Origin of the sequence: Micromonospora sp. WMMA1363, assembly GCF_030345795.1 — a bacterium.
Taxonomy (GTDB): Bacteria; Actinomycetota; Actinomycetes; order Mycobacteriales; family Micromonosporaceae; genus Micromonospora.
The window spans coordinates 111,599-124,956 of sequence record NZ_JAUALB010000015.1 but is presented as its reverse complement, the minus strand read 5'-3'; the positions used below and the strand labels follow the sequence as shown (position 1 = coordinate 124,956).

The window sequence follows — 13,358 nt, the reverse complement described above, 5'->3', positions numbered from 1 at the left end:
CGCCGACGGTGGGCGGGCCTGCCGAGGCCCCCCTGCGGCGTTCGATGGACTCTATGCCTGCCCGGTGGGTGTCTGGCAGCCTGGCGCGGTGCGTCGTGAGTGGAGTCTGGAAGATCTGATCGATGCGTGGACGCTGGTCGACGCGGACCGGGAACTGATCGCGAACAAGTACGGGCCGACGAAGCTCGGCTTCGCGGTGATCCTGAAGTTTTTCGAGATCGAGGGCCGGTTCCCCCGCCGCGCCGGGGAGGTGCCGGCCGCCGCGGTCGAGTTCGTCGCCCGGCAGGTGAAGGTTGACCCGGCGACGTTCGGCACATATTTGTTCACGGGCAGCACGATCGAGTACCACCGGGCGCAGATCCGGCGGGCGTTGCGGTTCCGGGAGTGCACGGTCGCCGATGCCAAGGCGTTGACCGGCTGGCTGGCCGAGCAGGTCTGCCCGTCGGAGCTGAGCCCGGACCGGCAGCGTCAGGCCCTGCTGCTGCGCTGCCGGTCGCAGCGCATCGAGCCGCCGGCTGCGGGCCGTATCGACCGGATCATTGCGAGCGCGGCCGACACCGCGGACGGCCGGTTCTGCGCCACGATCGTGGCCCGGTTGTCCGCCGCCGGCGCGGTGGACCGCTTGGAGGCGCTGGTCGCCCCGGCCGGGGACGAGGACACCGACGGTGACGAGGGCGCCGACGACGAGGCGCCGGCCGAGGGCGCGGCGGGGCTGTTGGCCGAGATCAAGGCCGATCCGGGGCGGCCGGGGCTGGAGACGTTCCTGGACGAGGTCGCGAAGCTGCGTCGGGTCCGTAGTCTCGGGTTGCCGGCGGACCTGTTCGCCGACGTGGCCGAGCGGCGGGTGACGTTGTGGCGCAACCGGGCGGCCATCGCGGCGCCGTCGGCGATGCGCCGTGACAACGCCGACCAGGTGCGCCAGACCCTGTTGGCGGCGTTGTGCTGGCGGCGGCAGACCGAGCTGACCGACTCGCTGGTGGACCTGTTCATCACCCTGGTGCGGACGATCAACACCCGGGCGGTGAACAAGGTCAACAAGACGGTGGAGGCGGAGATCCGCCGTGTTCTGGGCAAGGAGGGCATCCTGTTCAAGGTCGCCGAGGCCGCTGTGGAGCATCCCGACGCGACCGTGCGGGAGGCGGTCTATCCGGCGGTGGACGGCGGGGAGCAGACGTTGCGGGCGCTGGTCGCCGAGGCGAAGGCGAACAAGAACGCGATGAAGGCGAAGGTCCGTACCGTGTTGGAGTCGTCGTACTCCAACTACTACCGGCGGATGCTGCCGCAGGTGCTGTCCAGCATGGAGTTCCGGTGCAACAACACCGCGTACCGGCCGGTGATGGACGCCCTGGACCTGCTGCGCCGCTACGCCGACCGGCCGAAGGTGCCCTACGACGCGGCCGAGGTCATCCCGATCGACGGGGTGGTGCCCGCCGACTGGCGGGAGGCGATCTACAACAAGTCCGGCAAGATCATCCGCACCTCGTACGAGTTGTGCGTGCTCAGCGCCCTGTCGGCGGCGATCCGCCGCCGGGAGATCTGGATCGTCGGCGCGGCGAAGTGGCGCAATCCGGAGGCGGACCTGCCGCACGACTTCGACGTGGCCCGTGACATGCACTACGCCGAGATCGCCCAGCCCACCGACCCGACGGTGTTCACCGCCACCGTCAAGGCGCGCCTGGACGCGGCGCTGACCGGTCTGGCGACCGGCTTGCGTGACGGCACCACCGGCGGGGCCCGGGTCACCACCCGCCGCAACCAGGTGTGGATCTCGGTGCCGCGGCTGGCCGCGCTGCCCGAACCACCGACCCTGGTGGAGTTGAAGGCCGAACTGGTGCGCCGGTGGGGTGTGGTCGACCTGCTCGACATCGTCAAGGAGACGTTCTGGCTGACCGGCTGCGACGCCGAGTTCACGTCTCTGGCGTCGCGGGAGCATCTCAGCCGTGACGAGCTTCGGGTCAGGTTGTTGCTGGTCGTCTTCGGGCTAGGGACCAACGTCGGGGTGAAACGGATCGCCGCGGCCGGCGACCACGGGCTGAGCGAGGCGCAGCTGCGCCGGATCCGCAAGCTGTACGTCAACCGCGACGGCCTGCGCCGGGCGGTCGCTTCGGTGGTCAACGACACCTTCGCCACCCGGGATCCGAACTGGTGGGGCAGCGGGACGGCCTGCGCGAGCGATTCGAAGAAGTTCGGCTCGTGGGACGCGAACCTCAACACCGAATGGCACGCCCGCTACGGCGGGCCCGGCGTCATGATCTACTGGCACGTCGAGCGTAAGAGTGTCTGCGTGTATTCGCAGGTCAAGACGTGTTCGTCGTCGGAGGTCGCGGCGATGATGGAGGGCCTGATCCGGCACTCGGCCGACATCGACTCGGCGATCGAGGCGAACTACACCGACACGCACGGCGCCAGCATCGTCGGGTTCGCGTTCTGCCATTTGCTGGGCTACCGGCTGCTGCCCCGGCTGAAGAACATCGGCTCGGCCCGGCTGTACCGGCCCGGCGACGGCGCCACCTACGCCGGGTTGGAGACGGTGCTGTCCCGGCCGATCAAGTGGGACCTGATCAACCAGCAGTACGACCAGATGATCAAGTATGCGCGGGCGTTGCAGCTCGGTACCGCCGAGGCCGAGCAGGTGCTGCGCCGGTTCACCCGCAACGGCCCGAAGCACCCCACCTATGCGGCGATCGAGGAACTCGGCCGGGCCATCCGCACCATCTTCATCTGCGAGTACCTGTCGTCCGAGGCGCTACGCCGGGAGATCCACGGCGGGTTGCAGGTCGTCGAGCAGTGGAACAGCGGCAACACCGCCATCTTCTACGGCAAGGACGCCGAACTGACCGGCCCGGACCGCGAGCACCAGGAGATCTCCATGCTCGCCCTGCACCTGCTGCAATCCTCCCTCGTTTTGATCAACACCCGGCTCATCGACCACGTGCTGTCCGAACCCGAGTGGGCCGCGCGGATGACCGACGAGGACCGGCGCGGACTGACCCCGCTGTTCTGGTCGCACGTGGCGCTTTACGGGCGGTGGATATTGAAGATGAACGAACGACTCGACTACACCCGCGGCCCGACACCCGAACCCGCCTTGCACGGCGCCGCCGTGCAGCCGGCCACCGCGACCCCCTGAACTCCGCCCACGGAGAGGACGACAGTGATCCCCGCAGACGGTCCGACGCCCCATCCCGCCGTGGCCGCCGCCGCGAACGCTTTCGCCGCCTGGGTCGACGCAGTCCACAGCACCCGTGACGAGATCCGCGCCGAGATCACCGCCGAAGGCGGCGACCCCGACGGCCCGACGTCGACGCCCGGCTACGGCAGGTCCTCGCCGCCGCACGCGACGAACTCGACGAACCCGGCCGGGCAGCCTTCGACTGGGTCATCACCGGGATGCGCAATCACCTCGACGCCACCGAGCCGCAGCCGTGACACCCTGCCGGGCGTCTCTGGCACGCCCGCGATGATTCCCGCCGCCGCCGCGATGTCGTTCTGGGGTAGACCCCAACACCACACCCGGCACCGCCCGCAAAGACGTCAGAATAGAATCCGGTGCGGAGTTTCTTGACGATCGTCCGCCAGACTCATAGAGTCCAGCCTGACGTTTCGCAAGGAAGGGGCGCCCGAGTGCGAGTTGGCTACCGCAGAGTCAGCACGATCGAGCAGAACACCGTGCGCCAACTCGACGGCGTCACCGTCGACCGGGTCTTCACCGACACCGCGTCGGGCAAGGACACCGCCCGGCCGAAACTCGACGAGATGATCGCGTTCGTCCGCGACGGCGACACCGTCCTCGTGCACTCCATGGACCGGCTCGCCCGCAACCTCGACGACCTGCGCCGCCTGGTCCGCACCCTGACCGGCAAGGGCGTCCGCGTGGAGTTCGTCAAGGAGAGCCTGACCTTCACCGGCGAGGACTCCCCGATGGCCACCCTGCTCCTGAGCGTCATGGGTGCCTTCGCCGAGTTCGAACGGGCGCTGATCCTCGAACGCCAGCGCGAAGGCATCGCCGCGGCCAAACAGCGCGGCGCCTACACCGGCCGCAAACCGGCCCTGACCGGCGAACAGGCCGACCAGTTACGCGCACGCGCCGCCGCCGGCGAACGTAAATCGCTGCTGGCCAAGGAGTACGGCATCAGTCGCGAAACCGTGTACGCCTACCTACGACCTGCCACCACCGCGACGGGAGCCGCGACCGCATGAGCAGCCTGGAAGAGCTCGAACGGCGCATCACCGCCATCGAGGATCGCCTCGGTGTGGAGGCCGGGCTACGCGCCAGCGGCGACCGCGACCTCGGCGACATGGCCCAGACCCTGCGTGCCCAGCAGCACACCATCCAGGCCCTGGCGATCACCCAGTCGCAGCACAACGAGAAACTCGACCGCCACGAGGAATCCCTGACCGCCGCGCACGGCAAGCTCGACCGCATCATCACCATGCTGGACCGGCTTCTCGACACCGATCAGTAGCGCGGTCAAGCGAGGGCAACCAGCGAGGACGCCTCCAACATCCCCGCGTTTCCGCAGGTCAGCCAAATCCGTTGATTTTTCCGCGACTACTAAAACCGCAGGTCACAGCCCTGCAATCCGAGGGGCCGGCAGTATCTTCATCGCTCATGATGAGCCGCCGTGTGAGTGCCAGGACCGGTCGACGTAAAACCCGGAATCCTACCGGTCAGTAACTTTGGGGCTGGTGACAGCTACCCAAGCGCGGGGCCTGCACGACCAGCCCGACCTCGCCGACGCCGAACCCGGCACCCTGCGCTACCGGCTGCTGCACCTACCCGCCAAGCTGGCCAGCCACGCCCGCCGGAAGATCCTGTCCATCCCCGACACCTGGCCCTGGGCTGAGGCGTTCCAACTCTGCTGGCACCGCCTAGGCCTGATACCCCCGCCGACCTGACCCGTCCCCCCGGCCCTACCAGCAGAGAAACCACCCGGACCTGGAGAACCGGCGCCCGCGCAGCGACACGCGCCGACCCCGACCCCCAACCGCGTGGGACAAAACGGTCAAACCGAAACGGACGGCGAGGGATCAAAACCCTCTGACGAATCGAGGATGGCATGGGAAAGTGGGGTGGCTTGGCGAGCATGCACAAGCCGACTGCCGGGACGGTGGCGTCCCGGATCTGCACTTAAGCAGTTGACACTGAGCTGTCAGTTACCACCAAGGCGATCAAATGGCACACTCCTTCACAAAAAGAAGGTTTTGGGACTTCGAAGTCGAAGCGCTTGTTGCGCTTGCTAGAGAGCAAGGCTATGTACTGTATATAGATCTCATGGACGTGGTAAATCCCGAACTGAATCCTGAAAAACATAGGTGCGTCGAGGTGCTAGCTGCCGTGTTTGAGGAGATAGGATTTAGGGTGCTCGACACTCATCCGGGAATGCCGCATAGAGACTGAGCCTTTCCGGGTAAGGCTCTGATTACGGGGCGCGATGTTCGAGGTGCCCGAGATATACGGGAAACGCCTGATGGGCCGGGATGAGCCAGTGAAGGCGCGGAACGCCGGTACGAAGTGTTCCTCTCACAGACCACTCACTCCGGAGTTCCGCGCCGCCCATGAGTATCACCTATACCGCCACGTTGCCGGTACGCGACAAGACCGTGCTTTACCTCTCTGGACTGCTGCACGCCGAACGTCTCCGGCGCGGTACCCGGCAAGGGCGGCGGGCGCTGACCTGCTTCCGGCAGGCTGTGCTGGTCCTGCGCTGGCTGCTCGACGGCACCCGGATGAGCCAGCTGGCCCGCGACAACACGATCAGCCTGTCCACCGGCTACGACAACCTGCACGAGGCCATCGCGGTCCTGGCTGCCCAGGCTCCCGGCCTGCACGGCGTGCTGCTGGCCGCGAAGGCCGCCGGCTACGACTACGTCCTGCTCGACGGAACCCTGATCGAGACTGATCGGATCGCCACCCCGGGACCCACGCCGGGCGTCGACCTGTGGTGGTCGAAGAAGCACAAGAACCACGGCGGCAACATCCAGGTCCTGACCGCACCGGATGGCTGGCCGCTATGGACCTCCCCTGTACGCCCCGGCCGGGAACACGACACCAGCTGCCTGCGTGCTCACCCCGGCCTGCTGGCCACCCTCGCCGCCATTCGCGAGAATGTCCGGACTGGGGTTGACCCGGTTTGACGGACAGGGTCGGTAAGTTGATCTCACGCTACCTTGCTCGTTGGCCTGCGGGAATAGGCCGTCGCCTCATACTCGGCCGGGCTCATGTAGTCCAGGGTGGAATGGCCGGCGGCGGGTGTTGTACCACCCCTCGATCCACTCGAAGATCGCCGCACGGGCGGCGGCCCGGGTCGGCCACGCCCTCCGGTCGAGCAGTTCGGTCTTGATCGTGGCGAAGAACGACTCCGCGACGGCGTTGTCCCAGCACTGACCCCGCCCACCGACCGACAACCGCACCCCGTTGCGGTCGGCCAGCCGGGCGTACTGCGCACTCGTGTACTGGCAACCCCGGTCGCTGTGGAAGATCACCGGCCCGGTCGGGCGTCGGACGGCGATCGCGTTGGACAACGCCTGAGCGGGCAGATCGGTCCGTAGGTGGTCGGCGGTCGCCCAGCCCACAACCCGGCGTGAGGCGATGTCGATGACGGTGGCGAGGTACAGCCAGCCCTCCCACGTGTGGATGTAGGTGATGTCGCCGCACCAGCGGGTGTCGACCCGGCCGGCGGCGACGTCGAAGTCCCGGCGGATCAGGTCCGCCGACAACGCCGCCCCCGGGTCGGGCACGGTCGTGGTGCGCCACCGCTTCGGCGTGCGGCCGCACAACCCGGGCCTACCCCGTTTTGACGGACATCCGAGGGGGCCGACCGGAATACGCCGGAAGCCGGGACTGTACAAATAGGGTGCGGCTCTGGTGAGGTGCGGCGACACGCTGTGTGGCCTGGGGATGTGTTACTGGTTGTGATGGTGAAAGGGATCCTCCCGCTATGTTCGTCGGTTGCGAGACACGAACATCAGCAAAGAGGGAGCCCGGTGCAAGAGTACGCATCCGAGACGGCGGACGATGCTTTCGCCGGCTCATCCGTGCGGTTCGGCGCGATGGTGGACTTCCTGTCCGGTGAGCATGCGGCGGGGATGACTCACGCCGAACTGGAGGAGCGGCTGCATACCGATGGCATGCGGTTGCTGTGTCAGTTGTTGCAGGACAGTCTGGATCTTCGTGCCAGTCGGGAGGAACGGCTCGACGAGGTGACCGACGCCGATAGCCATCTGCGGGGGTGGGCCGAGCGGGGGCGGCAGCGGACGCTGGCCACCCGGTTCGGTGAGGTGGTGGTGACGCGTATCGCCTACCGGGCGCGGGCGCGGGCCGATCTGAACCCGGCGGACGCGGTGTTGAACCTGCCCGTGGAGAAGCACTCGCATGGACTGCGCCGGTTGGCCGCGGCCGAGGCGGCCCGCGGCTCGTTCACCGACGCGGCGGCCGCGATTGAGCGGGCCACCACGGTGCGTATCGGGAAACGGCAGGTCGAGGCGTTGGCCGCCGCAGCGGCGATAGATGTGGATGCCTTCTACACCGCCCACGCCCCGGACTGGTCGGCCGATGATGATGTGCTGGCGTTGTCCTTCGACGCCAAAGGGGTGGTGATGCGCCCCGACGGGCTCCGCGCGGGCACCGCCAAGGCCGCGGTCAGCCAGAAACTGGCCGGCCGCCGGTCCAAGGGCGAGAAACGCAACCGCAAGCGGATGTGCGAGGTCGCCGCGGTCTTCGACGTGACCGGCAAGCCGCGCACCATCGCCGACATCCTGCCCGAGGACCCCGAAGCGGCCCAAACTGCTACCCCGGCGCCGGTCACCTCCGGCAAGTGGCTGCACGCCAGCGTGACCGACGACGCCGCGGCGGTGATCGCCGCCGGGTTCGCCGAGGCCGACCGCCGCGACCCCGACCACGCTCGGACCTGGATCGCCCTGGTCGACGGCAACACCCACCAGATCGACCGGATCCACGCCGAGGCCAAAACCCGCAAGATCACCTTGCCGGTTGTTGTGGACTTCATCCACGTCATCGAGTACCTCTGGAAGGCCACCTGGTGTTTCCACCCGGAGGGCGACCCGAACGCCGAACGGTGGGTCCGCGCCCAGGCCCGGCAGGTGTTGGCCGGACGGGCCGGCATAGTCGCCGCAGCCATCCGACGCAAGGCCACCTACCACGGCCTGGACCCCGGCAAACGCAAACCCGCCGATGTCGCCGCCGCCTACCTGCTGGCCAAAAAACCGTACCTGGACTACCCGACCGCGCTGGCCAACGGGTGGCCGATCGCCACCGGGGTGATCGAAGGCGCCTGCCGCCACCTGGTCAAAGATCGTATGGACGTCACCGGCGCTCGCTGGGGCCTCGACGGCGCCGAAGCAATCCTCAAACTCCGCACCCTGATCAGCAACGGCGACTTCGACCAGTACTGGACCTGGCACCTGGCCCAGGAACAACAACGCATCCACAACAGCCGCTACCTCGGCGGGGGACTGTACAAATAGCGGCCCTGTCTCACTTTCGGTGGTGACGGAGGGTGGCGGGTGTCGTTGTTCCTATGTGGAGGATGTCAACAGACTTGTACGGACGGTGTTCTCGGGGCTGTCCCCGCTGGTCATCGAGGACGTGACCGACGAGGGTGAGCGGATCGTGGTGCGGGCCCGGACGCCGCGTGACACTGCGGTCTGCCCGAGGTGCGGGGCCTCGTCCGGACGGGTGCACGGCTATCACTGGCGGACGGTCGCCGACGTTCCGGTCGACGGGCGCCGGGTGGTGGTCCGTGTGCGGGTGCGGCGTCTGGTGTGCCCCACGCGCGGCTGCCGCCACACCTTCCGTGAACAGGTTCCCGGGGTGCTGGAGCGATACCAGCGCCGCACAGCCCGTTTGAACAGGCAGGTCAAAGCCGTCGTCAAGGAGTTAGCGGGCCGGGCAGGGTCGCGTCTGCTGGCGATACTCGCCATGGGCCTGTCCCGTCACACGGCTCTACGCGCCCTGCTGTGCATCCCGCTGCCCAATGAGCGGACGCCTCGGGTGATCGGCGTTGACGATTTCGCTCTACGCCGGCGGCACCGCTACGCCACCGTGGTGATCGACGCCGAGACCCATGAGCGGATCGACGTGCTACCCGACCGCACCGCCGACACCCTCGAAGCGTGGTTACGCGCACATCCCGGCGTCGAGGTCGTATGCCGCGACGGCTCGGCGACCTACGCCGAGGCCATTCGCCGCGCCCTGCCCGACGCGGTGCAGGTCGCAGACCGGTGGCACCTGTGGCACAACCTCTGTGAAGCCGCCCTCAGCGAGGTGAAGGCGCACAGTACCTGCTGGGCCCCCGTCCTGGACGCACCCATCTACGACGGCCCCCGCGCGCGGACGACCCAGCAACGCTGGCACCAGGTCCATGACCTGCTCGACCAAGGCGTGGGCCTGCTGGAGTGCGCCCGCCGTCTGCAGTTGGCCCTGAACACCGTCAAGCGCTACGCGCGAGCCGACCGGCCCGAGCGGATGCTCCGCGTCCCCAAATACCGTGCCAGCCTCGTCGACCCCTACCGCGAACACCTACGCAAACGTCGAGCCGAGGACCCCAGCGTCGGCGTCAAGCACCTCTTCGACGAGATCAAGACCCTCGGCTTCACCGGCTGCCTCAACCTCCTGCACAAGTACATCAACCAAGGCCGCGCGGACGCCGACCGCAGCCACATCTCCCCACGCCGCCTCGCCCGGATGATCCTCACCAGACCCGACAACCTCAAACCCGAGCGCCGAGATCTACTGGCACGGCTCACCGCAGCCTGCCCAGAGATGACCCAACTCGCCGCCGCTGTCGGACGCTTCGCCGAGCTCCTGACGCCTCAACCCGCAAACACCGACCGGCTCTCGCACTGGATCCTGCAGGTTCGCACGGTCGATCTACCTCATCTGCACGCCTTCACCCGAGGCCTGGAACGCGACCGCGACGCCGTGAACGCCGCGCTCACGCTCCCCTACAGCAACGGCCCCACCGAAGGCGTCAACACCAAGACCAAACGAATCGCACGTCAAATGCACGGACGAGCAGGCTTCACCCTGCTCCGCCACCGCATCCTCCTCGGATAACAGCACCCACCGTCACCACCGAAAGTGAGACAGGGCCGTTATTTGTACAGTCCCGCCAGCGGGCCCTACCAGCAGATCCTGCATGTCCTCGGCACCGCACCCGCCGGCATGCGCGCCAAAGGCATCTGCCTCGCACTCGGCGTCGAACCCTCACCGAAGAACGTCGAGGGCACCCGCGCGAAGCTGAAACGCATGGTCAACCGCCAGGTCCTCACCGAAGACGAACCCGGAGTATTCACCCTCACCCAGAAACGGACCTAACACTCCGAACCGCCCTCTGATATGCGGTGGTGTGGGAGTAGGCCAGAGCGGTGAGCCTGTGTCGTTCGGCGGCGGTCAAGGTGATCGGACGTGCGTGAGGGACAGGCACCGGCCGGCTTCCATCGAAGATGATCTCGTTCAGGGCCGGTCGAGAATGCCGGTCAGACGTGCCGCAACCCGGCAGGACACGCCGGAGGCGGCAGGATGTGAACCCATGCCGGTCATCCCCGCCAGTATTCATGTTGTCCACAAACACACGATCTTGGTGGGGATGACCTATTCCTGGCGTGAGCAACACGCCGGATTCCTTTGAATTACGAGGCTTCCACAGCTGGAGGGCCATTCAAAACTCGGTCGACGCCCATGGATGTCACGTTGAGTGAGGTTCGAGGGTGCCCGTGACCCGGGTTGACTGTCCGGAGTAGACGCAGCGGCTGGGATCCGATAGATCAGCTTTGTGTGGAAGTTGATCGAGGGTCAGCCGCTGCGCTGTGAAAGTATGACAGGACTCCCGACGGACCGGCTCGCTGACCTGATCGGCCGGGTTCGCGAGATCGTGGGCGATGAGTGGGAGAAGCCGCCGGTCGGGCGTCCGCACGTGTTGCCGCTGGCCACGGCGGTGATCGCGGTGCTGTTCGGACTCCGGCACAACATGCCCGACGAGGTCCTCGGCGAGGTGTTCGGCTGTTCGCAGGCCACGATCACCCGCTATCACCAGATCCTGCAGCCGATCCTGCGCTGGGTCACCCGTCCTGAGGTCGACCAGCGCCTGGAGCAGACCCGCCGTGACGGTGTGCTGGTTGACGGGTTCGTCGCCCCGGTCGGCGAACGCGAGTCCTACCACGGACTGTTCTCCGGCAAGAAACACCTGTCAGGGCAGAACGTGCAGGTCATCGCCAACCTCGATGGCCGCGTCGCCGACGTCGGCGAACCCGTCAACGGCGCCCGCCACGACGCGGCGGCGTTCTTCATCTCCGGCATCGCCGAACGCTGGGCCAGCCACCTCACCGACGGACCAGGCATGATCGGCGACGGCGGCTACCAGGGCACCGGCCCGATCACCCCGCACAAGAAACCACCCGGTGGGGAACTGACCGCCCAGCAAAAGGCGTACAACTACAGCGTCAACCGGCTCCGCGCCGCCGTCGAACGCGCCATCAGTCATCTGAAGAACTGGAAGATCCTCAAGACCGGCTACCACCGGATCATGACCGACTTCCCCGACGTGTTACGCACCGCCACCGCCCTGGAGATCTTCAGAACCGCCGCACCCGGGTTTTGAATGACCCTCCCGGTTACCCCAGGTAGTCGGTCGGTAGCACAACACTCTCTCAGCCGGGCGCGGCCCTCAAGCAGCCACAGGCTTGACGCGCCGTGCTCGTCCTCCAGCTCCCGCGCCCGCTCCTGGGATGGCTTCTCGATTAGGCCAGTCAGGACGAGCTCGGCGCCATCGCGGTGGGAGACCACCACGCCGCGGTGGCCGGCCTCGGCCGGGTGGTAGGGCGCGCGAGCACTGCCGTCTGCCCGGCCGGGACGGCGGCCAGCGCGAGGCTGGGGTGGCCAGAAAGGCCCGCCGGGGCGCGTAGCAGATGTAGTACTAGCACGGTCCGACCATCATCCCGACCAGGGGCTTGTCTTTACGTCCCGAACTTGCGGGGATCCGCCTCACGTGCGGTCTGGGCAAATCAGTACAAAGTATACAAAAAACCCAATTTCTGAAGGGTGCAATTATTGCATATCCCAGATCTGGCCGGTGGCTTCGGTTCGTGTCCTACCCCTGGCCGTCGGGGTCGACGGCGGGCTGTCTTCACCGGTCGACCTGGCTAAGCACCTTCCGCCGATCGGGAAGTTACTGCGGGTGACCAAATGCTTGCCTGTCATGCTGTCCCCGCCTGGATCCCTTGCTACGCAAGGGATCCAGTTTGTCCTTTTTGGCGACAACTGAGGCTTAGTTCATACGAGAAGGCTTCGATGGAGCGTGTAGATGACCCATAGAGTGTGTCGGTAGACGTAAGATCCACGGGTTATGAACTAAGGACTTGATCTTGAGGAGCGCTTCCGCTTAACCCCAAACTCCAGAAAAAGAGCGAGCCTCAAACCCCTGACTGTTTGGCCGCAGGAACAGGGTTTGAGGCTCCACAAGCTCGGAGGTAATCATAGCATCCACCTTCGGGCTGGGTGCAGCATTGTCTTTGAACTTGCGTTCTGCGTGTCGTAGCGACGCCATCTCGCGCCCAGCCTCATTCCTCGTTTCTGCAGCTCAGGCTGCGGTTATTCAGCGGGCACACCGTGGACTTATCTGGTTTGCGGTGGTACTGCGATGATCGCGGTAGGCCCCCATCTGGATCCTGCGCGGGTGGCGGCGCTTGGGTACTGCCCCGACTGCTACACCGCGTCGGATTCGCCGGTGCTTGTGGTGCCTGGCCAGGCGCGCTGCCGGGTGCACATGATCGATCCACAGCGACTGCTAGAGACCACCTCGGCGGGCCAGGTCCGTCTGGTGAGCGGGCCTGGTGGCCACCGGCGACCGGTCTACCCGACCGGGCTGCAGGTGCCGTGCATCTCATGCGCGGCCGCAGGTGTAGACCGACAGGGTTTGCCCCGTGACAACGACGAGTCGGATCCGCTGTGTATCCCGTGCTGGCGCGGCCGCGTCGCCCGCCGAGAGGCCTTCGAGCGTCGCCGCTTGATCGCCGAGCTACGCGAGCGTCTCGACGATGGTGGTGAGCCGGCGAGCTGTGCGGCGTGCGGTGAGCCAGATCCGGTGCCGGCGTGCTGGTTGTGCGGCTACTCGTGGCTGGCCGAGGCCCGCGTGGCCCAAGAGCGCGCCGACGCCGCCGAGGCTGCTCAAGTCGCCGACGAGTTCGCACAGATGACGAAGGTGGCCATAGCGGAACGGCGCGTCGATGAGTTGGCCGAGTGGGTAGATCGGCTACGGGCGGTGATCAACGGCTACCCGACCGGGTCGCGTCTGGCCAGGGCGGTGGAGTTGCTGGCCGACGTGCTGGCTCGGGATGCG

11 protein-coding genes and 1 pseudogene are annotated in these 13,358 nt (G+C 66.9%); 10 read left to right on the top strand and 2 right to left on the bottom strand.

Going from position 1 to position 13,358, the window contains the following annotated elements; all coding sequences use genetic code 11:
* The first annotated feature begins 88 nt into the window (after nucleotides 1–88).
* Complete coding sequence (locus QTQ03_RS29630; protein WP_289281248.1) at nucleotides 89–3,130, top strand: Tn3 family transposase; 3,042 nt, start codon at nucleotides 89–91, stop codon at nucleotides 3,128–3,130.
* 182 nt (nucleotides 3,131–3,312) lie between these two features.
* Here QTQ03_RS29630 and QTQ03_RS29625 read toward each other — a convergent pair whose 3' ends face one another.
* Nucleotides 3,313–3,453 (bottom strand): hypothetical protein, encoded by a 141-nt coding sequence (locus QTQ03_RS29625; protein WP_289281247.1) that lies wholly within the window; start codon nucleotides 3,451–3,453, stop codon nucleotides 3,313–3,315.
* Between the two features lie 171 nt (nucleotides 3,454–3,624).
* Between QTQ03_RS29625 and QTQ03_RS29620 the strand changes: the two genes are divergently transcribed.
* The 5 genes and pseudogenes from QTQ03_RS29620 to QTQ03_RS29600 form a co-directional block, all read left to right on the top strand.
* Nucleotides 3,625–4,200, top strand: coding sequence for a recombinase family protein (locus QTQ03_RS29620; protein WP_289281246.1), 576 nt, complete (start codon nucleotides 3,625–3,627; stop codon nucleotides 4,198–4,200).
* Nucleotides 4,197–4,466, top strand: coding sequence for a hypothetical protein (locus tag QTQ03_RS29615; RefSeq protein WP_289281245.1), 270 nt, complete (start codon nucleotides 4,197–4,199; stop codon nucleotides 4,464–4,466). Before QTQ03_RS29620 ends, QTQ03_RS29615 begins: the two co-directional genes overlap by 4 nt.
* Before the next feature lie 223 nt (nucleotides 4,467–4,689).
* The gene (locus tag QTQ03_RS29610) at nucleotides 4,690–4,899 is read left to right on the top strand and encodes a hypothetical protein (protein WP_289281244.1); all 210 of its coding nucleotides are present in this window, start codon (nucleotides 4,690–4,692) and stop codon (nucleotides 4,897–4,899) included.
* Between the two features lie 277 nt (nucleotides 4,900–5,176).
* On the top strand, nucleotides 5,177–5,401 hold the full coding sequence (locus tag QTQ03_RS29605; RefSeq protein ID WP_289281243.1) for a hypothetical protein: 225 nt from the start codon (nucleotides 5,177–5,179) through the stop codon (nucleotides 5,399–5,401).
* Between the two features lie 158 nt (nucleotides 5,402–5,559).
* A pseudogene (locus QTQ03_RS29600) lies at nucleotides 5,560–6,096 on the top strand (transposase family protein); the annotation flags it as partial.
* Nucleotides 6,097–6,204: 108 nt separating this feature from the next.
* Here QTQ03_RS29600 and QTQ03_RS29595 read toward each other — a convergent pair.
* Nucleotides 6,205–6,780 carry an IS3 family transposase gene (locus tag QTQ03_RS29595; RefSeq protein ID WP_289281242.1) on the bottom strand — a complete coding sequence of 192 codons (576 nt, stop codon included), beginning with the start codon at nucleotides 6,778–6,780 and terminating at the stop codon, nucleotides 6,205–6,207.
* 273 nt (nucleotides 6,781–7,053) lie between these two features.
* Here QTQ03_RS29595 and QTQ03_RS29590 point away from each other — a divergent pair, with 273 nt between their 5' ends.
* The 4 genes from QTQ03_RS29590 to QTQ03_RS29575 all read left to right on the top strand — a co-directional run bounded on the left by QTQ03_RS29590 (nucleotide 7,054) and on the right by QTQ03_RS29575 (nucleotide 11,621).
* On the top strand, nucleotides 7,054–8,487 hold the full coding sequence (locus QTQ03_RS29590) for an ISKra4 family transposase (RefSeq protein ID WP_289281279.1): 1,434 nt from the start codon (nucleotides 7,054–7,056) through the stop codon (nucleotides 8,485–8,487).
* A gap of 55 nt (nucleotides 8,488–8,542) precedes the next feature.
* Complete coding sequence (locus tag QTQ03_RS29585) at nucleotides 8,543–10,078, top strand: ISL3 family transposase (protein WP_502889670.1); 1,536 nt, start codon at nucleotides 8,543–8,545, stop codon at nucleotides 10,076–10,078.
* A gap of 42 nt (nucleotides 10,079–10,120) precedes the next feature.
* Entirely contained in the window at nucleotides 10,121–10,339 is a 219-nt protein-coding gene (locus QTQ03_RS29580) for a hypothetical protein (protein WP_289281241.1), read from the top strand.
* Nucleotides 10,340–10,838: 499 nt separating this feature from the next.
* Nucleotides 10,839–11,621 carry a transposase family protein gene (locus tag QTQ03_RS29575; protein ID WP_289277203.1) on the top strand — a complete coding sequence of 261 codons (783 nt, stop codon included), beginning with the start codon at nucleotides 10,839–10,841 and terminating at the stop codon, nucleotides 11,619–11,621.
* The last annotated feature ends 1,737 nt before the right edge of the window (nucleotides 11,622–13,358 follow it).